Raw genomic sequence first — 23,304 nt, 5'->3', positions numbered from 1 at the left:
GATCAATTGGCTTCTGCGGCCGCCTCGACGTCATGCGCGATGAGCGAGACGAGGGCATTTTGCTGTCGGTGGGAGAGCTGACGAAAACGCTGCAGCAGTTCGCGTTCGTGCAGCGACAGCTCGGGGCTGTCCAGGCGCATGCTCAACTCTTCACCCAGCGCACCTTCCTGAATAAGGCTCTGTTCCAGGCGCGCGATGATTTCGGAGTTCATGCTGCGGTGATGATTGCGAGCCACCTCGGCAATGCGTTCCCGCATTCCGTCTGGCAGACGTACGACGAACTTGTCAGCCGTACGGCTGGAATAAATTGCCTGTTTCAATGGGCGCATATATTTAACCGGTTAGTTCAGGGGAGCGGTTTTTGGAATTGGCCGCAAGCGATGAGTGTTAAGACAAGACTCACGACCAAAGTTCAACCCGGATTGCAAAGAGGCCGCATCATGCCTCAGTTTTGCCATTTACTTGGCGTCAAATCTGTGACAAATATTGAACTGCCTAAAGGCTTTATGCCAGCACTCATTTGCATTTTTGCGGACTGGTTGGAAAACTTTTCTGTGGACGATGCGCACAGACGATCGTCCCGCAGGCCTGGGCCGCAACAGGGTTTCAGGTCGCAGATTGTGTAGCGAAGTGGCCTTTTGCCCTTGTGGTTAAGGATAGTGGCGATTTGCCGATTTACTAGGGGGAGGCGACATAAGGTAGGGCGATGGGGGAGGGTATCAGCGCAAGACCGGGTCGAATTTGATGCGACGTCCCATGATCAGGGTTAACAGCAGCAGGCAGGCACAGACGCCGCTGGCTATCAGTGCGGCGAGTTGCGCATCCTGGGACTCGGCGCCCAAGCCATAGGCGCCAGTGACAGTGGTCAGGCACAGAAACAGCCAGGCAGATTTGGTCATCAGCGGTTTCCTCAGAAAACCCAGTGTTCAGCGGTGGGCGCAGCCTGGGTGCTTTGGATCAGACGTACCGGCGTTTGGGCGTTAGGCGTCATCACCGCCAGTTGCGGACGTTGTTGCAGGTGGTGCGGCACGGCCTGGCTGATCTGCGCAGGGTCGTCATTGCTGGTCGACTGGAGATGGAACATCACCAACGCAGCCAAGGCCACGGCGTTGAGGGTTAACAGAAGGGCACTGTTCATGGTCTTGTTCTCCGCTTGACGCCGTGGCTGAGTGGGTCTTGTAGGAGAAGTATTGCAGGTCTCGTGCCAATCTATTAATTCAATAAAATCAATAACTTGAGTCTACTTTAAAGTGTTGTCAGGTTGCAATTTGCAATGCTGGCACTTTGGGGGAGTGCATTTTGCACGATAGGCGCGTAGTGCCCGTATTTACGGGGCGAAACCACGATTACCGTGGCGCATATCGTCCTACACTCAAAAAGCCCACGGACGACATGACAAAACTGACCTCGGCCGTTAACATGCACGCCGTCCGTCGCTATGCCTTTGGCTCGACGGCTGTCATTTGTCCCAGTAGCTCAATTGGATAGAGCATCCCCCTCCTAAGGGGAAGGTTGGCCGTTCGAACCGGCCCTGGGACACCAGATTCAAAGCCCCGCACAGGTTATCCTGGCGGGGCTTTTTTGTGGGCGGCCGGTCTTTTCAATGATCTATCGAACCTTGCGGTTGATCGAGGTTCACAGGAGGGGAGTGGCGGTAACTTCCAAGCTTCGGGCGGCAAGCCCTGTGCCTTTGCTTGAGGCTCGACGCTGATTTTGTACCTCATGTGCCACCCCGCAGCGTCTGAGCTGTGCAAGCAAAATAATCCCCGGAAACAGCTCATACCGCCTGTCCGGAACCGGCCACCCAGGACTATCATGCCGATAGCCCTGTCTCTCACCGCAAGGAGCCGCTCGGAACGCCGATGCGCCAGATCTGGAAATCTTTTCGAGCCCTTTATTTCGCCTCCTTGATGATGCTGATCGGCTCCGGCCTGCTCAGTACTTACCTGGCCTTGCGCCTGGCGGCCGATCACGTCGACAGCCTGTGGGTCGGTGCGCTGATGGCGGCCAACTACTTCGGCCTGGTGCTGGGCGGCAAGATCGGGCACCGCCTGATTGCCCGGGTCGGGCATATCCGGGCGTATGCCACCTGTGCCGGCATCGTCGGTGCGGCGGTGCTGGGCCACGGTCTGGTCGACTGGTTGCCGGCGTGGATCGTGCTGCGGATGATCGTGGGCCTGGGGATGATGTGCCAGTACATGGTCATCGAGAGCTGGCTCAACGAACAGGCGGACGCCAAGCAGCGTGGCGTGGTGTTCAGCGGCTATATGATCGCGTCCTACCTGGGGCTGGTGCTGGGTCAACTGATCCTGGTCATGCACCCCCAGCTTGGCCTTGAGCTGCTGATGCTGGTGGCGCTGTGCTTTGCCCTGTGCCTGGTGCCGGTGGCCATGACCCGGCGTATTCACCCGGCGCCTTTGCATCCGGCGCCGATGGAGCCGCGCTTCTTTATAAAGCGCGTGCCGCAGTCGCTGAGTACGGTGTTGGGCGCGGGTTTGATCGTTGGTTCCTTCTACGGTCTCGCGCCGCTTTATGCTTCCCAGCAGGGGCTTACGACGGAGCAGGTCGGTCTGTTCATGGGTAGCTGTATTTTTGCCGGGCTGCTGGTGCAGTGGCCGCTGGGGTGGTTGTCTGATCGTTATGATCGCGCGCTGCTGATTCGTTGCTTTGCCTTGTGCTTGGCGGTGGCTGCGTTGCCTTTAGCGATCATGACCGAGGTGCCGCTGGAGGTATTGTTCGTTGCGGGCTTCTTGTGTTCCCTGGTGCAGTTCTGCCTGTACCCGCTGGCGGTGGCGTTTTCCAACGACCATGTGGAAGGTGATCGCCGCGTATCGCTGACCGCCATGCTGCTGGTGACTTATGGTGTTGGCGCGAGCATCGGGCCGTTGCTGGCGGGTGTGATCATGAAGATGTTCGGAAGCCAGATGCTGTATGCCTTCTTCAGCCTGTGTGCGTTGATCCTGGTGTGGCGCATCCGGCCGAAGGCGGTGACCAACCTGCATCAGGTGGAAGATGCGCCGCTGCATCACGTGGCGATGCCCGACAGCATGTCGAGTTCGCCACTGGTCGCCGCGCTTGACCCGCGGGTCGATGAGCAAGTGGTGCAGGATCAGATGCAGACTGCTCCCGATCCTGAGCCGGCAGTCGATCCGCAGCCGCCGGTGGACGAGCCGGCCTTTGTTGGGCCGCCGGAACCCCTGGGGCCGCAAGAGCATCCTCACGACCTGAGCAGGGCGCGCCCCTGAAAGCAAAAACGGGCAGATCCCCAAAGGATCTGCCCGTTTTTTTTGCCGCGACGGTTACCGATTAAAAATCGTCGTCCTTGTCGAAGCGTCGTGCTTCACGCTGCAATTGGTACACAAAACGCTCGACCTGGCGCTGCACCAGGCCGCTCATGTTGTGGAAGCGCACGCCGGCGAAGGTGGTGTTGATCTTCTCTTCGAAGTGCAGGTAACGCAGCTCGACAGAGGTGGTCATGCTGCCAAAGGGCAGGGCGGCGATAAAGCGATCGTAGACCTGGCCCAGTTGCAGGCGTTCGGAGATATCGCCCTCAAAGCGCAGTTTGCAGCCGGTGGCGGAGATATCCAGCAACTTGCCGTTGACCGGTGCCTTGAGCTTTTCGCCGCCGAGTTCGATGTTGACCAGTTGCGCCAGCTTCAACGCGGCGCGAAATGCATTGCGGCGCTGATGATAGACCACCTCGTCCGGCAGGCTGCCGGTGTAGATGCGGTGGCCGTCTTTCTCACTGATGGTCAGGGTGCCGCTGCTTTCCCAGGCGACGCGCACGCCGTCGTGGAAGCCTTCGATACGGAACGGTTCGCCGTTTTCGAGGTGACGCTCGCCGTCACGGGGGATCATCTCATCCAGCGCCAGCGTATTGCTGTCACGGTTGACGTCCACCAGATAGCTCTGGAAGCGCTGGCTGCGCTCGTGGAAGGTGATGATCAGCGGGTCATGGCTGTCTTGCAGCATCCGCAAGGTGCCGGCGATTTCCAGAGGCGTGGTGAGGACCTTGGGTGGCTGCGGGGCATCTTCCGCATTAAGGGCGTTGAACACGGTTCTTCCATCTCCAGACAAAATACGACTACACGCAAGAACCGGCATTTTGCCAGCATGTGGCGCGCCTTGGATAGGGCGCTCGGTAAACCGGCGTCAGGCTTGGCTGCGGGTGCTTGGCTTGACCAGGCGCGAGGTGGAACCTTGGGCGTTATACAGTGCCGGTGGTTCGCCGCCGTGGAGTATACGCAACTGGTTGGCGGTCGTGGCTTGTTGAAGCTGGATCGACTGACCGTTAAGCAGGTTGGCTTCCTGGCACTGGGCGAGCAACTGATTGAGTTCTTTGCTCTGGCTCAGCAATTGATCGCCGACCGAGGAATGGCTGGCCAATTGCGCCAGGCCATCGTGGTCTGCCGGCAGGCCGAGGGTGATCAGGATCTGGCTGCGTTTTTTGCCGTGCTGTTCCAGCAGGACAATCAACGACTGCTTGCGCGCCAGAATTTCTTCCAGTAGCGGCATATCCCGGCCGTAAAGGGCCAGTGATTCTTCTTTTAGCAGCTCCAGCAATTGTTGCGTCGGCGCTAGATCATCAATGATCAGTTGCAGCAAATGTTCGTCGTGATGCATGGCTGGCCTTGGGGTTTAAGCGTCCAAAAGCCCTGCGCAGGCCTTTGCCTAGCGCTCGGCTTCGAAGTTAAGCAGCTTGCTGGCTACACGGTTGCTGTCGACTTTATAGCTGCCATCGGCGATTGCCTGTTTCAATTCGGCCACACGGGCTTTATTGACGACGGGTTGATCGCGCAGCGAGTCAGTGACCTTCTGCAACTGTTGAGCCTCATTGCTCAGGTGTACGGATTCCCCGCTCTGGCTGGCCTGTTCTGCCTTGGCGGGCAGTGGCGGGGCCTTGGCTTCTACGCTTTCCTTGGTGCCGGTGGTACGCGTAGTGCCTGACGTTGCCGGGGTGTTATTTAAACGACTGAAATCGATGACCATGATAAAAAACCTCTGGGTATTTGGACGCTTGCCATGTTTTCGGCCATACCCGGACAAACTTTAGGCGCAAATGACAATAAATCTACGCACGGGATACCTCGTGCACAGTGTAGGAAAACCCAGCGTCCTGTACCAGTAATCTATAAAGCGACCTCGACTTGCCCTGGGGCTGTCACCCGCGCCTTGATCACGCGGTTGGAGTTGAGGTTCTTGACGCGAATCTGTTCACTCATGCCGCCGTTGGACAGCGCTTCGCCGGGCATCTTCACGTTCAGCGCGCCACTGCTGGCGGAAATCACCACTTGATCGCCCTTGCGAATCACTTCGGCCTGTTCCAAATGCACCAAGGTGATCACCTGGTCGGTGACCACTGGTCGGGTCAGTTTCTGCCCGATGGCCTGATCCAAGGTGGTCAGGTAGCCCTGGCTGATCTGGCTGATGTCGCGTTCACGCAACACAACGTCTTCAAAACCGATGATGCCGGTGCGTTTGAGCGGGCGTGCCACTACCACTACATCGCGGAACAGTTTGACCTGCGCGGGCACGAACACCGTCCAGGGCGAGGCGCCGTCGCAGCGTACCCGCACGGTCACGCGGCCGATGGGCTGGGCAGGGCTTTCCAGGGTGGCTGTCAATTCCTTGTCGCACATGGGCATGCGCAGGCGTGGGTCCAGTTGGTTGACCTGGATTTCATAACGGCCTGGTGTCTGGGTGGTCGCCAGATAATCTTCTACAGTGAACTCAAGAAACCCCTGAGTGACGCCGATAAGTAGATCAGGCAAGGTGACGTTGTCTGCGCGGGCCGCGGTGTTCAGGCCCAAAGCAAGCAGCGCCACCGTGACGCAGAGCAATCTGCGGTAACGTGGGAATCGAAGGCGTCGGGAAACTGTCGTTTTAATGTCCATGGCCAACAAATAGCAAAGCTCGTGCCGTTTAGTGTTGGGTGCGCGTCGCACCCTCAAAGGTTTAGCGTAGGAGTCTGGGCATGGCAGGTGTAATGGATTCAGTAAACCAGCGCACACAGCTGGTAGGGCAGAATCGCCTGGAGTTGTTGCTTTTTCGCCTGGATGGCAAACAGCTATATGGCATCAACGTGTTCAAGGTGCGGGAAGTGCTGCAATGTCCCAAGCTGACGATCATGCCCAAGTCCAGCCCGGTGGTGTGTGGCGTGGCCAACATCCGTGGCGCGACCATCCCGATTCTTGACCTGGCCCTGGCCACCGGTTCGGCTGGCCTGCAGGACCGCGAGAACCCGTTCGTGATCATCACCGAGTACAACACCAAGACCCAGGGTTTCCTGGTGCGCTCGGTGGAGCGCATCGTCAACATGAACTGGGAAGAGATCCATCCGCCACCCAAGGGCACCGGTCGCGATCACTACCTCACGGCGGTGACGCGGGTCGATAACCAACTGGTGGAAATCATCGACGTGGAGAAGATCCTCGCCGAAGTCGCCCCGACCTCCGAAAACATCTCGGTGGGCGTGGTCGATGCAGAGACCGCGCATAAAGCCGTGTCGTTGCGTGTGCTGACGGTGGATGACTCCTCGGTGGCGCGCAAGCAGGTGACACGTTGCCTGCAAACCGTGGGTGTGGATGTGGTGGCGCTCAATGACGGCCGCCAGGCGCTGGATTACCTGCGCAAGCTGGTGGATGAAGGCAAGAAACCGGAAGAAGAATTCTTGATGATGATCTCCGACATCGAGATGCCGGAAATGGACGGCTACACCCTCACGGCTGAGATACGCAGCGATCCACGCATGCAAAAACTGCATATCATCCTGCATACTTCGTTGTCGGGCGTATTCAACCAGGCGATGGTCAAGAAGGTCGGTGCCGATGACTTCCTGGCCAAATTCCGTCCTGATGACCTGGCATCCCGGGTAGTCGACCGGATCAAGGCAGCAGATCACAGCTAAGGGTTTCCCCCTTGGCGGTCATACGATTTTAGAGGCGGTATCAGTGTCTACGGGTAATTTGGATTTTGAACAGTTCCGGGTCTTCCTGGAAAAAGCCTGTGGCATATTGCTCGGTGAAAACAAGCAGTACCTGGTATCCAGCCGTCTTAACAAACTGATGGAGCAGCAGGGTATCAAGTCCCTGGGCGAGTTGGTCCAACGGATCCAGGGTCAGCCGCGCAGTGGCCTCAAAGAGATGGTGGTCGATGCCATGACCACCAACGAAACCCTGTGGTTTCGTGATACCTACCCCTTTGAAGTGCTCAAGAGCAAAGTGCTGCCGGAGGCCATCAAGGCCAGCCCGGGCCAGCGTCTGCGTATCTGGTCGGCGGCCTGTTCTTCGGGGCAGGAACCGTATTCGATCTCGATGTCCATCGATGAGTTCGAGCGGACCAACATGGGCCAGTTGAAAGCCGGGGCACAAATTGTTGCCACTGACTTGTCGGGCACCATGCTCACCAACTGCAAGACTGGCGAGTACGACAGCCTGGCCCTGGGCCGTGGCTTGTCCCAGGAGCGCCTGCAGCGTTACTTCGACCCCAAAGGGGCGGGGCGTTGGGCCATCAAGGCGCCGATCAAGAGTCGTGTGGAGTTTCGCTCGTTCAACCTGCTCGACAGCTACGCCAGCCTGGGCAAGTTCGACATGGTGTTCTGCCGCAACGTACTGATCTACTTTTCGGCAGAAGTGAAGAAAGACATCCTGTTGCGCATCCACGGCACCCTCAAGCGTGGCGGTTACTTGTTCCTCGGTGCATCCGAGGCGCTCAATGGTTTGCCGGATCATTTCCAGATGGTGCAATGCAGCCCTGGGATCATCTACCAGGCCAAATAATAATGTGGGAGGGGATAAGCCCCCTCCCACCTTTGTTTCTGCGGCAAGTTGCGCGAAAGCGGCAACTCCCCATTGCCGCTTTACTGGCGCCACGCGGAAACCCGTTGCCGCTTTTCTGGCATTGCCACCGGCAACCTCCTCGCAAACCCTTGATTCATGGGCTTTTCAGAAACTGGCATGCGCCTTGCTATAACCCAGTTAACGAATAGCAGGTCAGCCTAAAGGTTTCCGCCATGAGCATCAGCTTCGATAAAGCGCTCGGTATCCACGAACAAGCCCTGGGTTTTCGCGCCCAGCGTGCCGAAGTCCTGGCCAACAACATTGCCAACGCCGATACCCCGAACTACAAGGCTCGGGACCTGGACTTCTCCGCCGTGCTCGCTGCACAGCAGGACAAGAACAAGAACGGCACCTTCGCCTTGAACATGACCAACAATCGTCATATCGAAGCGCAAGGCCTGAGCAGTGGTGACGAGTCGCTGCTGTATCGCACGCCGATGCAGCCGTCGATCGACCAGAACACCGTCGACGCACAGTTGGAGCAATCGGCCTACGCCGAGAACTCGGTGAACTTTCAGGCCAGCTTTACCCTGCTCAACAGCAAATTCAAAGGGCTGATGTCAGCCCTGCGTGGAGAGTAAGCCATGTCCCTGTCCAGTGTTTTCAATATTGCCGGTAGTGGCATGAGCGCTCAGACCACGCGTCTGAACACCGTCGCCAGTAACATCGCCAACGCCGAGACCGTGTCTTCGAGCATTGACCAGACTTACCGTGCCCGTCACCCGGTATTCGCCACCATGTTCCAGGCCGGCCAGAACGGCGGCAGCGACTCGCTGTTCCAGGAACAGGACGCTGCCGGCAAAGGTGTGCAGGTGCTCGGCGTCGTCGAAGACCAGAGCAACCTCGAAGCCCGCTACGAGCCCAATCACCCGGCGGCGAACGAAAAAGGCTACGTCTACTACCCGAACGTCAACGTGGTCGAGGAAATGGCCGACATGATTTCCGCCAGCCGCTCGTTCCAGACCAACGCGGAAATGATGAACACCGCCAAAACCATGATGCAGAAGGTCCTGACCCTGGGTCAGTGATAAGGGGCGCCAAATAATGGCCATCGTTGATACGTCTACTAATTCGGCAGTCCAGGACCTTTTCAATTCCAAGGTCAGCACTGCAACAAACAATGTCGCGAGCACGGCTTCTGCTGCTACCGGCAATCAGTCGTTGGGCAAGGATGCATTCTTGCAACTGCTGGTCACCCAGCTGAAAAACCAGAACCCGCTGTCGCCTCAGGACAACGGTGCATTCGTGGCCCAGCTGGCGCAGTTCAGCAGTCTGGAAGGCATCAATACCCTGAATGACTCGGTGAACAACATCTCCAGCAACTTCAGCTCGTCGCAAGCGCTGCAGGCTTCGTCGCTGGTGGGACGTTCGATCATCACCCAGACCGACAAGGCGCTGGTGGATACCAGCAAGAGCATGACCGGCTCGGTGGCGGTGACTGCAGCTACCGGCAACGTCGCCATCAAGATCACCGACAAAGACGGCAACGTGGTGCGCACCATCGACATGGGTGCCCAGAGCGCCGGTACATCGGACTTCATCTGGGATGGCAAGAACGACGCGGGTGAGGTTGCTCCAGCGGGCACCTACACCTTTGCGGCGACGACCAAGAACGACAAGGGCGACTCGGTGGCCCTGGCGACCTCGCTGCCGGCAACGGTGACGAGCGTGACGTTGAGCAAGACCGGCGGCGAAATGCTGCTGAACCTTGCAGGTGGCATGGGCAGCGTCAAGCTGTCGCAAATTCAGACTATCGGTACATAGAGCCGGCTAACTACGGCAGAGGGAGAGAAACATGTCTTTTAACATCGGCCTTAGCGGCCTCTATGCGGCCAACAAACAGTTGGACGTGACCGGCAACAACATCGCCAACGTCGCGACCACTGGCTTCAAGTCGTCCCGTGCGGAATTCGCCGACATCTACGCCGCCTCCAAGTTGGGTACTGGTCAGAACAGCATCGGCAACGGTGTGAACCTGGCGGCTGTCTCGCAGCAATTCACCCAGGGTGACGTCAACAACAGCGGCGGCGTGCTGGACATGGCGATCCAGGGCGGCGGTTTCTTCGTGCAGAAGGCCAGCGACGGTTCGCTGGAATACACCCGCAGCGGTGCGTTCCGTGCTGACAAAGACGGCTACGTCACCAACAACACGGGTACCTCGCGCCTGCAAGGCTACGCGGCAGATGAAGACGGCAATATCATCAAGGGCGGCTTGACCGACCTGCAGTTGAACCTGTCGTACCTGCCGCCGAAGGCGTCCACCAAAGTGGACTCCACCAGTAACCTGAACTCGTCGGAGCCGGTGATCAACCAGACCACCAAGCCGTTTGACCCAACCGACACCACCACGTTCACCACGCAGTACAGCACCACCTTGTATGACTCCCAGGGCAACTCGCACGCCATGGTTCAGTACATGGTGAAAACCGACGCCAACGAGTGGAACTCCTACACGCTGATCGACGGTCGCAACCTTGACGGCACCAAGCCTACGACGACCGGCACCACTGCCCCTGTACCGTCGGTCATCACCTTTGATGGCGCCGGCAAGCTCAAGGATGTTGTGACGGGTGGCGTGAGCAGCAAGACACTGACGCTCACTGGCTGGGTCCCGGGGTCGGTGACCGATGGCAATTGGACGCCAAACGAAGCCACAGCGGGGCCTATTGCTGTGAACATGGGCAATATCACCCAGTACAACTCGGCCAGCTACCGCAACCCGCCGACCACCGACGGTTACGCGACCGGCCAGATCACTGGCCTGAAAATCGACGGCAGCGGCGTACTGTTTGCCACCTTCAGCAACCAGCAGAGCAAGGCCATCGGCCAGATTTCCCTGGCCAGCTTCAACAACGAACAGGGCCTGCAGCCTGCGGGCGGCACCACTTGGAGAGAGACCTTCTCCTCGGGCCAGCCGGGCTTCGACGCTCCGCAAGCCGGCACCCTGGGTTCGATCGTGGCCAACTCCCTGGAGAACTCCAACGTCAACCTGACCAACGAACTGGTTGACCTGATCAAGGCCCAGAGCAACTACCAGGCGAACGCCAAGACCATCTCCACCCAGAGCACCATCATGCAGACCATCATTCAGATGACCTGATGCGGTAGCGCTCCACAAGAAGCCCCTCTTGCGAGGGGCTTTTTTATGGGTGGTGAGCGGGTTTGTTGTGGTGAGGGGGCTTGCTGTGGTGAGCGGGCTTGTTGTGGTGAGTGGGCTTGCTGTGGTGAGCGGGTTTGTTGTGGTGAGTGGGCTTGTTGTGGTGAGCGGGCTTGCCCCGCGCTGGGGGGCGAAGCCGCCCCAAAATCCAGTCACCTCGGTCCAACTGACACACCGCGGTGTCTGGGTTTAGGGCGGCTTCGCCCCCCAGCGCGGGGCAAGCCCGCTCACTACAAAGGCAAAAAAAGCCCCGCCAAACCCAGGGGGCTTGGCGGGGCTTTCAGGTCAGCGCCGTTGGGCGCCTACCGGCTCAGCTTATTGGCAAGCTTCGCAATCCGGCTCATCAATTGCGCAGGCCTTTGGCACTGGCGCCGGGCCGGCTGGAGCAGCGAGTACCGAGTCATCACCATGGTTGCCGCTGGATACAGCGTTCAGCTTACCGGTGTTGATGGTCGACTTCTCGGTGCTGGTCGCGGCCAGGGCACGGAGGTAGTAAGTGGTTTTCAGGCCACGGTACCAAGCCATGCGGTAGGTCACGTCCAGCTTCTTGCCCGAAGCGCCGGCGATGTACAGGTTCAGGGACTGAGCCTGGTCGATCCACTTCTGACGACGGCTGGCGGCGTCAACGATCCACTTGGTGTCCACTTCGAAGGCGGTTGCGTAGAGTTCTTTGAGTTCCTGCGGGATGCGCTCGATCTGCTGCACCGAACCGTCGTAGTACTTCAGGTCGTTGATCATGACCGAGTCCCACAGGCCGCGGGCTTTCAGGTCGCGAACCAGGTACGGGTTGATCACGGTGAATTCGCCCGACAGGTTCGATTTCACATACAGGTTCTGGTAAGTCGGTTCGATCGACTGCGACACGCCAGTGATGTTGGCGATGGTCGCGGTCGGTGCGATGGCCATGATGTTGGAGTTACGAATGCCTTTCTGCACACGCGCACGTACCGGCGCCCAGTCCAGGGATTCTTCCAGGTCAACATCGATGTACTTCTGGCCACGTTGCTCGATCAGGATCTGTTGCGAATCCAGCGGCAGGATGCCTTTGGACCACAGCGAACCCTGGAACGTCTCGTAGGCGCCGCGCTCGTCGGCCAGATCGCAGGAAGCCTGGATCGCGTAGTAGCTGACCGCCTCCATGGACTTGTCGGCGAACTCGACCGCAGCATCCGAACCGTAAGGAATGTGCTGCAGGTACAGCGCGTCCTGGAAGCCCATGATGCCCAGGCCAACCGGACGGTGCTTGAAGTTGGAGTTCTGCGCCTGTGGCACCGAGTAGTAGTTGATGTCGATTACGTTATCGAGCATGCGAACGGCGGTGTTGACGGTGCGTGCAAGCTTTACGGTGTCCAGCTTGCCGTTGACGATGTGGTTCGGCAAGTTGATCGAGCCCAGGTTGCAAACGGCGATCTCGTCCTTGTTGGTGTTCAAGGTGATCTCGGTGCACAGGTTCGAGCTGTGGACCACGCCCACGTGCTGCTGCGGGCTGCGCAGGTTGCATGGGTCCTTGAAGGTCAACCAAGGGTGGCCGGTTTCGAACAGCATGGACAGCATCTTGCGCCACAGGTCTTTGGCCTGGATGGTCTTGAACAGCTTGATCTTGCCAGGGTACTGGGACAGGGCTTCGTAGTACTCGTAACGCTCTTCGAAAGCCTTGCCGGTCAGGTCGTGCAGGTCCGGCACTTCGGATGGCGAGAACAGGGTCCACGGGCCGTCATCGAAGACACGCTTCATGAACAGGTCCGGGATCCAGTTGGCGGTGTTCATGTCGTGGGTACGACGACGGTCATCACCGGTGTTCTTGCGCAGCTCGATGAACTCTTCAATGTCCATGTGCCAGGTTTCCAGGTACGCACACACAGCGCCTTTGCGCTTGCCGCCCTGGTTGACCGCTACGGCGGTGTCGTTCACCACTTTCAGGAACGGTACGACGCCCTGGGACTTGCCGTTGGTGCCCTTGATGTACGAACCCAAGGCACGCACCGGAGTCCAGTCGTTGCCCAGGCCGCCCGCGAATTTGGACAGCATGGCGTTGTCGTGGATCGCGTGGTAGATGCCCGACAGGTCATCCGGCACGGTGGTCAGGTAGCAGCTCGACAGCTGTGGACGCAGGGTGCCGGCGTTGAACAGCGTCGGGGTCGACGACATGTAGTCGAAAGATGACAACAGGTTGTAGAACTCGATCGCACGGTCTTCCTTGTGCTTCTCTTCGATCGCCAGGCCCATGGCCACGCGCATGAAGAACACTTGCGGCAGTTCGAAGCGGATCCCGTCCTTGTGGATGAAGTAACGGTCGTACAGGGTTTGCAGGCCCAGGTACGTGAACTGCTGGTCACGCTCGTGGTTGATCGCCTTGCCGAGTTTTTCCAGGTCGAAGGTAGCCAGGACCGGGTTCAGCAATTCGAATTCGATACCTTTGGCGATGTAGGCAGGCAGCGCCTTGGCGTACAGGTCGGCCATTTCGTGGTGGGTGGCGCTGTCGGCCACGCCCAGGAAGCCCAGGCCTTCGGCACGCAGGGTGTCCATCAGCAGGCGCGCAGTCACGAACGAGTAGTTCGGCTCACGTTCAACCAGGGTACGGGCGGTCATCACCAGGGCGGTGTTGACGTCGGTCAGGGCCACGCCGTCGTACAGGTTCTTCAGGGTTTCGCGCTGGATCAGGTCACCGTCGACTTCTTCCAGGCCTTCGCAGGCCTCGGTGATGATGGTGTTCAGGCGGCCCAGGTCCAGCGGCGCAAAGCTGCCGTCGGCCAGGCTGATGCGGATCGACGGGTGCGCTTGCACGGCGGCTTCTTCGGCCGGGGTGCGTACGGCACGTTCCTTGGAGCGGGCGTCACGGTAGATCACGTAGTCGCGCGCCACTTTCTGCTCGCCGGCACGCATCAGGGCCAGTTCGACCTGGTCCTGGATTTCTTCGATGTGGATGGTGCCGCCCGACGGCATGCGACGTTTGAAGGTCGCGGTGACTTGTTCGGTCAGGCGGGCAACGGTGTCGTGGATGCGCGACGAAGCGGCAGCGGTGCCGCCTTCAACTGCAAGAAACGCTTTGGTGATAGCGACGGTGATTTTGTCATCGGTGTAAGGAACGACAGTGCCGTTACGCTTGATCACGCGCAGTTGGCCAGGTGCAGTGGCGGACAGATCCATATTCGAATCAGCGGCCTGCGGCACGGAGCCCTGCGGGTTCTCGCGAGTTGTGTCGGTTTGCATGGGGGGTTGTCTCCACATTCTATATTTATTTGGGCACCATCACGGTGCCCACCGTTCCGTCCTGAAGCACTTACAGCAGGCCTTGGCCTGGCATAACAACTTCGGGACAGGAGGAAGGGGGGCTGTTCGCGCCGCTTCCATGCCGAAGTCTTCGGTTCGGGGCTAAAAAGCCCTTGGCCGTATTCCTGGTGGGTGACAGTTGCCAGGGTCGAGCACTGCAACACCCGTACCGTTTTCCGCTGTTGGAGCTTGAAAACGGCTGCCATCCGCATGAGCGGTTTGGGCTTTCAAAAAATGCTTGGGTTCGACCAAACAGGAGCAAGAAAGGGCTTGAGTTTCTTGTCTGATTTGTGTTGGGTCTTTTCGCTCAAAACCCTACATGTAGGGTTTTTTTTGCGCCGAGGTACAAGATAATGCGTTTTGGGGGGCTTAGCAACGCACTACCTGTGGATAACGTTGTGGGTAAAATGTGTATGAAACGTGGAACACCCGTGTAGGCCGCAGTGCTGCTGGATTCGGCCGTTTGTCACCGAATATTCCAAGATAAAAACAGCGGGTTGGATTTTTGAGGGCGCGAACCCTATCACAAAAAAACGCGATCACCGAATGGATTTACCGGCTTGTGTTTGAGGGTTGGGGCATGGCTACAATCGGCCTTCAACAGAGGCAGTAGTGTGCTTCCCGTACATGACAATAATTAGAATCGAGGTAGCGCATGGAGCAAGAAGCCTGGCAAGTCCTGATTGTCGAGGACGACGAGCGATTGGCCGAACTGACCCGTGAATACCTGGAAAGCAACGGCCTGCGTGTCTCGGTAGAAGGTGACGGCGCCCTGGCGGCAGCGCGGATCATCGCCGAGCAGCCGGACCTGGTGATCCTCGACCTGATGCTGCCCGGCGAAGACGGCCTGAGCATCTGCCGCAAGGTGCGTGAGCGCTATGACGGGGTGATCTTGATGCTCACCGCGCGTACCGATGACATGGACCAGGTGCTGGGCCTGGACATGGGCGCTGACGACTACGTATGCAAACCCGTGCGCCCGCGCCTGTTGCTCGCACGTATCCAGGCTTTGCTGCGGCGCAGCGAGCCGGCCGAGCCTGCTGCGGTGGAAAACCTGCGCCGCCTGCAATTCGGCCCATTGGTCGTCGACAACGCCCTGCGCGAGGCCTGGCTGCACGACGGCGGCATCGAGCTGACCAGCGCCGAATTCGATCTGCTGTGGCTGCTGGTGGCGAACGCCGGGCGCATCCTGTCACGCGAAGAAATCTTCATCGCCTTGCGCGGCATCGGCTATGACGGCCAGGACCGCTCCATTGATGTACGTATCTCACGGATTCGCCCCAAAATCGGAGACGACCCGATCCACCCGCGCCTGATCAAGACCATCCGCAGCAAAGGCTACCTGTTCGTCCCCGAAGCCTGCGCCGATATGCCGCTGTGAACTCGATCTTCCTGCGCATCTACGGCGGCATGTGCGCGGCGCTGATCCTGGTGGCGCTGCTGGGCGTGCTGGCGCTGCACCTGCTCAACGAGGTGCGCAGCGGCCAATACCGCGAGCGGCTGGCCCACGGCACTTTTGCCTTGATGGGTGACAACCTGCAGCCCATGAGCGCCATCGAACGCCAGCGCGCACTGGCGGTGTGGGAGCGTTTGCTGGGTATACCCCTGCAATTGCGCAGCCTCACCGATGCGCAATTGGACCTCAGCCAGCGCAATCGCCTGCAACGCGGCCAGGTACTTGTGGAGCAAACCGGGCCCCACGCCGCCCGGGTGCTACGCCTGGTCAGCGATAAGGAGCAGTGGGTGCTCACGGGCGAGGTGCAGCAGATCAGCGAACAACTGGCCCGTGCGACCATTTACCTGCTGGCCGACGAACTGGTGCGCTTCCCCGTGGCCGAGCAACCGCAACGGCTGGCCGATATAAAGGAGGCCAAGGGCTTTGGCTTCGATATGCACCTGATGACCCTCGACCAGGCCGATATGGACGACGACCAGCGCCGTCGCGTGTCGGAAGGCGATACGGTGATGGCACTGGGCAAGGGCGGTGATTCGATCCGCGTGTTCTCCGGCATCGTCGGCACGCCCTGGGTGTTGGAACTCGGGCCGTTGTATCAAATGAACCCTTACCCCCCGCAATGGCTGATTCTCATCGCCTTGATCGGCCTGACCCTGATCGGCCTGATCGTCTATCTATTGGTGCGCCAGCTTGAACGCAGGCTGCGCGGCCTGGAAGCCGCGGCTACACGTATCGCCAAAGGCAACCTGGAAGTGCGTGTGCCGGCCCGCGGCGCCGATTCGGTGGGGCGTCTGGCTGCGGCGTTCAATGGCATGGCTGAACACCTGCAGCAACTGCTGGCGATCCAGCGCGAGCTGGTCCGGGCGGTGTCCCACGAGCTGCGCACGCCGGTCGCGCGCCTGCGCTTTGGTCTGGAAATGATCGGCGACGCCGCCACCCCCGAAGCCCGGCGCAAGTACCTGGAGGGCATGGACAGCGATATTCAGGATCTCGACGGTCTGGTGGACGAGATGCTCACCTACGCAAGGCTGGAGCAGGGCGCGCCGGCGTTGAACTTCCAGCGGGTCGACCTGGATGCGTTGCTCGATCAGGTGATCGGCGAATTATCGCCACTGCGCCCGCAGGTGACGGTGGCCAAGGGTATTTGCCTGTCGTCGGCGCATTGGGACGACGCCTGGGTCGATGCTGAACCCCGCTACTTGCATCGCGCCCTGCAAAACCTGGTGAGCAACGCCATGCGTCATGCCCAAGGCCGGGTGCTGATCAGTTACCAGGTGGGCCAGGTGCGCTGTCGCATCGATGTGGAAGACGATGGCCCCGGTGTGCCGGAAAGTGCCTGGGAGCGTATCTTTACGCCGTTCCTGCGATTGGACGATAGCCGCACCCGCGCCTCTGGGGGCCACGGCCTGGGCTTGTCGATTGTGCGGCGGATTATCTATTGGCATGGCGGGCGGGCGTTGATCGGCAAGAGCAACAACCTGGGTGGGGCGTGCTTTAGCCTGAGTTGGCCGAGGGATCAGGACAAACCCTGATAGCGATCGATCAGGCGCCGACCGCCACCAGGCTCAACAACTGCCCATCATCCACCGCAAACTGCCCAACCAGCTCCTTGCCGTGGCACCACTCGCTGGACAGGTCGGTCAACAGCCGCAGACGCACCTGCCCAGCCTGCGACCACTCCACCACCTCGGCATGCTCAAAGTAGAAGCGCTTGTGCACAATCGGGTAGAGCGCCTTGAACAGGCTTTCCTTGACCGAAAACGTCAGCGTCACCAGCAAGGCAACCTGCTCACGCGGTACATCGGCCATACGCTGCTGTTCATCGGCGGTGAGAATTTCCCCGGCCAGGCGCTCTGCGCGTTCCAGTTCCAGTACGTTTTCCAGGTCTATCCCCAGCCCGCGCCACTGCGCCTTGTGCCCGACAATAGCTGCGGCATGCCCGGTGCTGTGGGTGATGGAGCCACTGATATGCGCAGGCCATACCGGCGCTCGGTCTTCGCCGATTGGCGGGACACAGTCAAGTTGATCGAGGCGTCGCAGGGCTGCGCGGGCACACAGGCGACCGGCGAGAAACTCCGCCTGACGCTTGGCCACCGAGCGCTGGATGCTCGCCGGGGGCGGCACGGCGCAGTGCTGGAAATCACTCGCTGCCAACAGTGCTGGGTCAAAGCGGGTGCTGAGAAACACCGTACCCGGCAAGGGTTCGGGCAGCGGCCAATGGGCGTCAAGCGCGGTACAGCAGGCAGGTAGATGGGTCATGGGCGGTATTTTGCCGAGTTGCGCTGCCAGAGGATAGCCTGCCGCGTTGCATTGCCTGTTCAGGGGGAGTTCAGGGGCGTTTGCGTAGGCTGGACCCAACAGCCAAACGCGTACGAGGTAACATCATGACTGCGATCAAAAAGCTGATGTTGGCGTTAACCCTACTCAGTGCCACTGCTGGGGCTCAGGCCTCGGAGGGCGCGTTCGCCGAGTTTGGCAGGGAAAAAACAAAGAAGCCCAGTAGCCTGATCCACCGCGTGAGCTTCGACGATGCAGGCAGTCAGGCATCCCCTTGGGGGCAGGCGCTGGGCCTTGCAACCTCGCAGCCAGCTTACCGCGTCGGTTATGCGCGCCTGACCGGCCAGTTCAATGGCATTAAACTGCGCCCGCAAGACCTGCAGGGCCGCTATGATGTCCCACTGTCGGACAGTTGATTTGCTGTGGAGAGCCTTATGAAATTGCTGGTGGTGGAAGATGAGGCGTTGCTGCGTCATCACCTGTTTACCCGCCTGACCGACAGCGGCCATGTGGTCGAGGCCGTGGCGAATGCCGAGGAGGCGCTGTACCAGACCGGTCAATTCAACCATGACCTGGCCATCATCGACCTGGGCCTGCCCGGCATGGGCGGCCTGGACCTGATTCGTCAACTGCGCAGCCAGGCCAAGACGTTTCCGATCCTGATCCTTACCGCACGCGGCAACTGGCAGGACAAGGTCGAAGGCCTGGCCGCCGGCGCCGACGACTATGTGGTCAAGCCGTTCCAGTTCGAAGAATTGGAGGCGCGGATGAACGCGTTGCTGCGCCGTTCCAGCGGGTTCACCCAGTCGACCATCGTCGCCGGGCCCTTGCTGCTGGACCTCAATCGCAAGCAAGCGTCCCTCGACGAACAGCCGTTGGCATTGACTGCCTACGAATACCGCATCCTTGAATACTTGATGCGCCATCACCAGCAGGTGGTCGCCAAGGACCGCTTGATGGAGCAGCTCTACCCCGATGATGACGAGCGCGATCCAAATGTCATCGAAGTGCTGGTCGGTCGCCTGCGTCGCAAGCTGGAAGGCCCGGCCGGGTTCAAGCCGATCGACACCGTGCGCGGTCTGGGCTACCTGTTCAATGAGCGCTGCCGTTGATCCGCTCGCTACGCGTGCGCTTGATGCTGGCGGCCGCGACCCTGGCCGTACTGTTTATGCTGGGCTTGTTGCCGGCCATGCAAGGTGCGTTCAGCCTGGCGTTGCAGGATTCCATCGAGCAGCGCCTGGCGTCGGACGTCACCACCCTGATTTCTGCTGCGCGGGTCGAAAACAACCGCCTGCTGATGCCGGCGCAGTTGCCGGACGAGCGTTTCAACCTTACCGATAGCCGCCTGCTCGGTTATATCTACGACCGCGAAGGCCATCTGGTGTGGCGCTCGCGGGCGACCCGGGAAGAAAACATCAACTACAAGCCGCGCTATGACGGTCGCGGTAACGAATTTGCGCGGATTCGCGAGGCGGACGGCCAGGAGTTCTTCGTCTACGACGTCGAGGTCAAGCTGCTTGGCGGCAAGAGCGCTGCGTTCAGTATCGTCGCCCTGCAACCGGTGCGCGAATACCAACTGACCCTCGAAGGCCTGCGCGAAAACCTCTACCTAGGCTTTGGCGCGGCCTTGCTGGTGCTGCTGACCTTGCTATGGCTGGGCCTGACCTGGGGCCTGCAAGCGTTGCGGCGCTTGAGCCAGGAACTTGACCAGATCGAAGGCGGCACCCGCGAAAGCCTGTCCGAGCAACACCCGCGCGAACTGCTGCGCCTCACCGGCTCCCTTAATCGCTTGTTGCATAGTGAGCGAGAGCAGCGTGCGCGTTACCGCGACTCCCTCGATGACCTGGCCCACAGCCTGAAAACGCCACTTGCGGTGTTGCAAGGTGTGAGCGAAGACATGGCCCAGCGTCCCGAAGATCGCGATCAGGCCTGGGTGCTGCAATCGCAGATCGAGCGCATGAGCCAGCAGATCAGCTACCAGTTGCAGCGTGCCAGCCTGCGCAAAAGCGGCCTGGTGCGCCATCAGGTGCGTCTGGAACCGGTGCTGCAAAGCCTGTGCGATACGCTGGGCAAGGTGTACCGCGACAAGGGCGTCACGGTGGCCTTTGAATTGCCGGACGAATGCGATGTACCGATCGAGAAGGGCGCCCTGCTTGAATTGCTCGGCAACCTGCTGGAAAACGCTTATCGCCTGTGCCTGAGCGAAGTGCGCGTGAGCCTGGTGGAAAATCTCGAAGGCATCGAGTTGTGTATTGAAGATGACGGGCCGGGTGTACCGCCGGATCAGCGCGCGCGTATTCTGCAACGGGGCGAGCGGCTGGACCGTCAGCACCCGGGGCAGGGGATCGGGTTGGCGGTGGTCAAGGACATCATTGAAAGCTACGGCGCACGGCTGACCTTGGGGGATTCGCCTTTGGGTGGGGCGGCGTTCAAGATTCATTTTCCGGCGCTGTGATCTGCAGTGGCTGGGCTTGCCCCCGATGAGGCCCTCACACACACCACCGCTAACTCTCCTGCGCGCGATAGGCTCCCGGCGTCAGTCCCGTCCACTTCTTGAACGCCCGATGAAACGCCGACGGCTCGGAGAACCCCAACTGCTCGGCAATCTCCTGCAACGACAAATCCGCCCGCCCCAAATGGTAGATGGCGATGTCCCGCCGCAGCTCATCCTTGAGCGCCTGGAAACTGGTGCCTTCTTCGCGCAAATGCCGGCGCAGGGTCTGCGGGCTGATGTGCAGGTGCTGGGCGACGGCTTCCAAGTCTGGCCAAGGCGTGCGGTCGCGGCTCAGCAACCGTCGCAACTGGCTGCTCAAGCTGTCGCCTTCATCCGGGCGTGACAGCAGGTCGGCGGGGGAGCGCTCGAGGAAGTGTTTGAGCGTGCGTTCGTCCTGCAACAGCGGCAGGCTCAGGTAGCGGGCGGGAAATACCAGGCTGCTGTTCGGTGCACCGAACACCTGGGCACAGGGAAACAGCAAATCATATTCCCCCGCGTGTGCGGGCATCGGGTAACTGAATGTGGCCTGGTGCAAGCGAATACGCTGGCCGATCAGCCAACTGCCCAGGCGGTGCCAGATCACCAGCAGGCATTCGCTGAGGAAGTGATCCGGGTCCCAGAGTTGGGAGTCATCCAGGCTCAAGCAGGCCATTTCGCCTTCGCGCGTCAGCTGCCAGCGCGGGCCCTGTGGGAATAGGCTATAAAATAATAAGCCGCGTTCCAGAGCCTTCTCCAGGGTGCGGCAGTGGATAAGGGCGTGGCACATCATGGCGAAGGTTCCGCGTTTGCTCGGGCCGTCGGCAAACCCCAGATACTCATCGTCCAGTGTCAGCCAGAGCATTTGCAGCAGGCGGGTAAATTGTTCCGGGGCGATCCGGGCGCGAGGTTCGCTCAAGAGTTCGGGCGAGATGCCTGCCTGCTGCAGCAGAGCCGAGTCATCGTAACCGGCCCGACGCGCACCGCCGAGGGCGGCCCGTGCGTAGTGACTGGCGATGGTTCGTTCACGCATGCGGGGCCCTCGTCCATGGATTGGCGGATGGTAGTGATCAGTTGGCAGGGCGACAAGGCGGATATCCGCCAAATTGTAGGACGGGATTGGGCGCGGTGGCGGAAACTCGCCAACGGCTTTTGCCCTTGGGAGGGCGCCTTGAACCCCTCAGCCCTGATGCCTAAAGGGCTTTAGCACTTTTGGGCAAAGTGGCACGGCGTTTGCGATAAGCATTACAGCGCAGGCCTGGACCTTCAGGTTTCGCAAACAACAAATCCCTCCAGTGCAGGAGGGTTCGCAATTCAAGTGTCGTGGGCAATGGCGGATATTTGCCACACGGGACGATTGAGGAATTTTGCAATGACGACTCGTCAGCCAATCTACAAATCCCTGTATTTCCAGGTGATCGTTGCAATCGTTATCGGTATTTTGCTCGGTCACTTCTACCCGCAAACCGGTGTGGCCCTCAAGCCGCTGGGTGACGGGTTTATCAAACTGATCAAAATGGTCATCGCCCCGATCATCTTCTGCACCGTTGTCAGCGGCATCGCTGGCATGCAAAGCATGAAATCGGTCGGCAAAACCGGCGGCTACGCGCTGCTGTACTTCGAAATCGTTTCCACCGTTGCCCTGCTGATCGGCCTGATCGTAGTGAACGTTGTGCAACCGGGCGCCGGCATGCACATCGACGTGGCGACCCTGGACGCTTCCAAAGTCGCGGCCTACGTGACTGCCGGTAAAGACCAGAGCATTGTTGGCTTTATCCTCAACGTCATTCCGAACACCATCGTTGGCGCCTTCGCCAACGGCGACATCCTGCAAGTGCTGATGTTCTCGGTGATCTTCGGTTTCGCCCTGCACCGCCTGGGTGCCTACGGCAAGCCGGTGCTGGACTTCATCGATCGCTTCGCCCACGTGATGTTCAACATCATCAACATGATCATGAAGCTCGCGCCAATCGGTGCCCTGGGCGCTATGGCGTTCACCATCGGTGCCTACGGCGTAGGTTCCCTGGTCCAGTTGGGTCAACTGATGATCTGCTTCTACATCACTTGCCTGCTGTTCGTGCTGGTGGTGCTGGGTGGTATCTGCCGCGCCCACGGTTTCAGCGTGATCAAACTGATCCGCTACATCCGTGAAGAGCTGCTGATCGTGCTGGGTACGTCCTCCTCGGAGTCCGCACTGCCACGCATGCTGATCAAGATGGAGCGTCTGGGCGCGAAGAAATCCGTTGTAGGCCTGGTGATCCCGACTGGCTACTCGTTCAACCTTGACGGTACTTCGATCTACCTGACCATGGCTGCCGTGTTCATCGCCCAGGCGACTGACACCCACATGGACATCACCCACCAGATCACCTTGCTGCTGGTGCTGCTGCTGTCCTCCAAGGGTGCTGCAGGCGTGACCGGTTCGGGCTTCATCGTACTGGCTGCAACCCTGTCGGCCGTAGGCCACCTGCCTGTTGCCGGCCTGGCGCTGATCCTGGGTATCGACCGCTTCATGTCCGAAGCCCGCGCACTGACCAACCTGGTGGGTAACGCCGTTGCCACCATCGTTGTGGCCAAGTGGGTCAAGGAACTGGACACCGACAAGCTGCAAAGTGAGCTGGCGTCTGGCGGTACCGGTATCTCCGAAACCCGCGAAATCGATGACCTGGGCGTGGCCGAAGGCCCTGCACCTGTCGTCAAGTAAGCCGCTTATGGCGTGAATCCACGCTAGCCGCTATCCGCAAACGCCCCGACTGGTTCGGGGCGTTTGCGTTTCTGCCCGGCCACTTTTGAAGCGGTTTGCTTTACAGTAAATGAATATTTCATCAACAACGCT

23 protein-coding genes and 1 tRNA gene are annotated in these 23,304 nt (G+C 59.7%); 14 read left to right on the top strand and 10 right to left on the bottom strand.

Features of this window, described 5'->3' with window-relative positions:
* Positions 1-2: 2 nt before the first annotated feature.
* From PspS35_RS22570 to PspS35_RS22560, 3 genes are all read right to left on the bottom strand, one after another.
* Positions 3-329: an Arc family DNA-binding protein gene (locus PspS35_RS22570; RefSeq protein WP_003193592.1), complete on the bottom strand. Its 327-nt coding sequence runs from the start codon at positions 327-329 to the stop codon at positions 3-5.
* A gap of 390 nt (positions 330-719) precedes the next feature.
* Entirely contained in the window at positions 720-899 is a 180-nt protein-coding gene (locus PspS35_RS22565; protein WP_159936862.1) for a PA3371 family protein, read from the bottom strand.
* Positions 900-910: 11 nt separating this feature from the next.
* Positions 911-1,138, bottom strand: coding sequence for a hypothetical protein (locus tag PspS35_RS22560; RefSeq protein WP_159936861.1), 228 nt, complete (start codon positions 1,136-1,138; stop codon positions 911-913).
* A 327-nt stretch (positions 1,139-1,465) separates the two neighbouring features.
* Here PspS35_RS22560 and PspS35_RS22555 point away from each other — a divergent pair.
* Positions 1,466-1,542, top strand: a tRNA-Arg gene (locus PspS35_RS22555).
* Positions 1,543-1,862: 320 nt separating this feature from the next.
* Complete coding sequence (locus PspS35_RS22550) at positions 1,863-3,245, top strand: MFS transporter (RefSeq protein ID WP_159936860.1); 1,383 nt, start codon at positions 1,863-1,865, stop codon at positions 3,243-3,245.
* A 61-nt stretch (positions 3,246-3,306) separates the two neighbouring features.
* Here PspS35_RS22550 and PspS35_RS22545 read toward each other — a convergent pair whose 3' ends face one another.
* The 4 genes from PspS35_RS22545 to flgA form a co-directional block, all read right to left on the bottom strand.
* A complete protein-coding gene (locus PspS35_RS22545; RefSeq protein ID WP_159936859.1) occupies positions 3,307-4,056 on the bottom strand; it encodes a flagellar brake protein in 750 nt (249 codons plus the stop codon).
* A 96-nt stretch (positions 4,057-4,152) separates the two neighbouring features.
* The gene (locus tag PspS35_RS22540) at positions 4,153-4,623 is read right to left on the bottom strand and encodes a flagellar protein FlgN (RefSeq protein ID WP_159936858.1); all 471 of its coding nucleotides are present in this window, start codon (positions 4,621-4,623) and stop codon (positions 4,153-4,155) included.
* A gap of 48 nt (positions 4,624-4,671) precedes the next feature.
* Positions 4,672-4,989, bottom strand: coding sequence for a flagellar biosynthesis anti-sigma factor FlgM (flgM, locus tag PspS35_RS22535; RefSeq protein ID WP_099587193.1), 318 nt, complete (start codon positions 4,987-4,989; stop codon positions 4,672-4,674).
* Positions 4,990-5,129: 140 nt separating this feature from the next.
* On the bottom strand, positions 5,130-5,894 hold the full coding sequence (gene flgA / locus PspS35_RS22530; protein ID WP_159936857.1) for a flagellar basal body P-ring formation chaperone FlgA: 765 nt from the start codon (positions 5,892-5,894) through the stop codon (positions 5,130-5,132).
* An 80-nt stretch (positions 5,895-5,974) separates the two neighbouring features.
* On the opposite strand from flgA, the gene PspS35_RS22525 reads away from it, so the two are divergent.
* The 6 genes from PspS35_RS22525 (at position 5,975) to flgE (ending at position 10,938) form a co-directional block, all read left to right on the top strand.
* Positions 5,975-6,907 carry a chemotaxis protein CheV gene (locus tag PspS35_RS22525; RefSeq protein WP_159936856.1) on the top strand — a complete coding sequence of 311 codons (933 nt, stop codon included), beginning with the start codon at positions 5,975-5,977 and terminating at the stop codon, positions 6,905-6,907.
* A gap of 43 nt (positions 6,908-6,950) precedes the next feature.
* Entirely contained in the window at positions 6,951-7,778 is an 828-nt protein-coding gene (gene cheR, locus PspS35_RS22520; RefSeq protein WP_032886774.1) for a protein-glutamate O-methyltransferase CheR, read from the top strand.
* A 233-nt stretch (positions 7,779-8,011) separates the two neighbouring features.
* Positions 8,012-8,419 carry a flagellar basal body rod protein FlgB gene (gene flgB / locus PspS35_RS22515; protein WP_159936855.1) on the top strand — a complete coding sequence of 136 codons (408 nt, stop codon included), beginning with the start codon at positions 8,012-8,014 and terminating at the stop codon, positions 8,417-8,419.
* Positions 8,420-8,422: 3 nt separating this feature from the next.
* Positions 8,423-8,866 (top strand): flagellar basal body rod protein FlgC, encoded by a 444-nt coding sequence (gene flgC / locus PspS35_RS22510; RefSeq protein WP_003175632.1) that lies wholly within the window; start codon positions 8,423-8,425, stop codon positions 8,864-8,866.
* A 16-nt stretch (positions 8,867-8,882) separates the two neighbouring features.
* Entirely contained in the window at positions 8,883-9,602 is a 720-nt protein-coding gene (flgD, locus tag PspS35_RS22505; protein ID WP_159936854.1) for a flagellar hook assembly protein FlgD, read from the top strand.
* 31 nt (positions 9,603-9,633) lie between these two features.
* On the top strand, positions 9,634-10,938 hold the full coding sequence (flgE, locus tag PspS35_RS22500) for a flagellar hook protein FlgE (protein WP_159936853.1): 1,305 nt from the start codon (positions 9,634-9,636) through the stop codon (positions 10,936-10,938).
* A 372-nt stretch (positions 10,939-11,310) separates the two neighbouring features.
* On the opposite strand, the gene PspS35_RS22495 is transcribed toward flgE, so the two are convergent.
* Positions 11,311-14,205 carry a ribonucleoside-diphosphate reductase subunit alpha gene (locus tag PspS35_RS22495; protein WP_159936852.1) on the bottom strand — a complete coding sequence of 965 codons (2,895 nt, stop codon included), beginning with the start codon at positions 14,203-14,205 and terminating at the stop codon, positions 11,311-11,313.
* Positions 14,206-14,920: 715 nt separating this feature from the next.
* On the opposite strand from PspS35_RS22495, the gene PspS35_RS22490 reads away from it, so the two are divergent.
* Together PspS35_RS22490 and PspS35_RS22485 are read left to right on the top strand one after the other, a co-directional pair.
* Positions 14,921-15,646 carry a response regulator gene (locus PspS35_RS22490; protein WP_159936851.1) on the top strand — a complete coding sequence of 242 codons (726 nt, stop codon included), beginning with the start codon at positions 14,921-14,923 and terminating at the stop codon, positions 15,644-15,646.
* A complete protein-coding gene (locus tag PspS35_RS22485) occupies positions 15,643-17,253 on the top strand; it encodes an ATP-binding protein (protein WP_159936850.1) in 1,611 nt (536 codons plus the stop codon). Before PspS35_RS22490 ends, PspS35_RS22485 begins: the two co-directional genes overlap by 4 nt.
* 10 nt (positions 17,254-17,263) lie before the next feature.
* On the opposite strand, the gene PspS35_RS22480 is transcribed toward PspS35_RS22485, so the two are convergent.
* Positions 17,264-17,980, bottom strand: a complete 717-nt coding sequence (locus tag PspS35_RS22480) for a 4'-phosphopantetheinyl transferase (RefSeq protein ID WP_159936849.1) — start codon at positions 17,978-17,980, stop codon at positions 17,264-17,266.
* A 125-nt stretch (positions 17,981-18,105) separates the two neighbouring features.
* Between PspS35_RS22480 and PspS35_RS22475 the strand changes: the two genes are divergently transcribed.
* The 3 genes from PspS35_RS22475 to PspS35_RS22465 are packed head-to-tail and all read left to right on the top strand — an operon-like array spanning position 18,106 to position 20,453.
* A complete protein-coding gene (locus PspS35_RS22475) occupies positions 18,106-18,414 on the top strand; it encodes a hypothetical protein (RefSeq protein WP_159936848.1) in 309 nt (102 codons plus the stop codon).
* Between the two features lie 18 nt (positions 18,415-18,432).
* On the top strand, positions 18,433-19,110 hold the full coding sequence (locus PspS35_RS22470) for a response regulator (RefSeq protein ID WP_017138377.1): 678 nt from the start codon (positions 18,433-18,435) through the stop codon (positions 19,108-19,110).
* Complete coding sequence (locus tag PspS35_RS22465) at positions 19,107-20,453, top strand: ATP-binding protein (RefSeq protein ID WP_159936847.1); 1,347 nt, start codon at positions 19,107-19,109, stop codon at positions 20,451-20,453. The genes PspS35_RS22470 and PspS35_RS22465 overlap by 4 nt, the downstream gene beginning before the upstream one ends.
* A gap of 49 nt (positions 20,454-20,502) precedes the next feature.
* Here the strand turns inward: PspS35_RS22465 and PspS35_RS22460 are convergent, their stop codons facing one another.
* Positions 20,503-21,501: an AraC family transcriptional regulator gene (locus tag PspS35_RS22460; RefSeq protein WP_159936846.1), complete on the bottom strand. Its 999-nt coding sequence runs from the start codon at positions 21,499-21,501 to the stop codon at positions 20,503-20,505.
* A 339-nt stretch (positions 21,502-21,840) separates the two neighbouring features.
* Between PspS35_RS22460 and PspS35_RS22455 the strand changes: the two genes are divergently transcribed.
* The gene (locus PspS35_RS22455) at positions 21,841-23,172 is read left to right on the top strand and encodes a dicarboxylate/amino acid:cation symporter (protein WP_099587180.1); all 1,332 of its coding nucleotides are present in this window, start codon (positions 21,841-21,843) and stop codon (positions 23,170-23,172) included.
* Positions 23,173-23,304: the final 132 nt, after the last annotated feature.

Source organism: Pseudomonas sp. S35 (assembly GCF_009866765.1).
Lineage (GTDB): Bacteria > Pseudomonadota > Gammaproteobacteria > Pseudomonadales > Pseudomonadaceae > Aquipseudomonas.
This window is presented reverse-complemented; position numbering and strand designations above follow the sequence as displayed.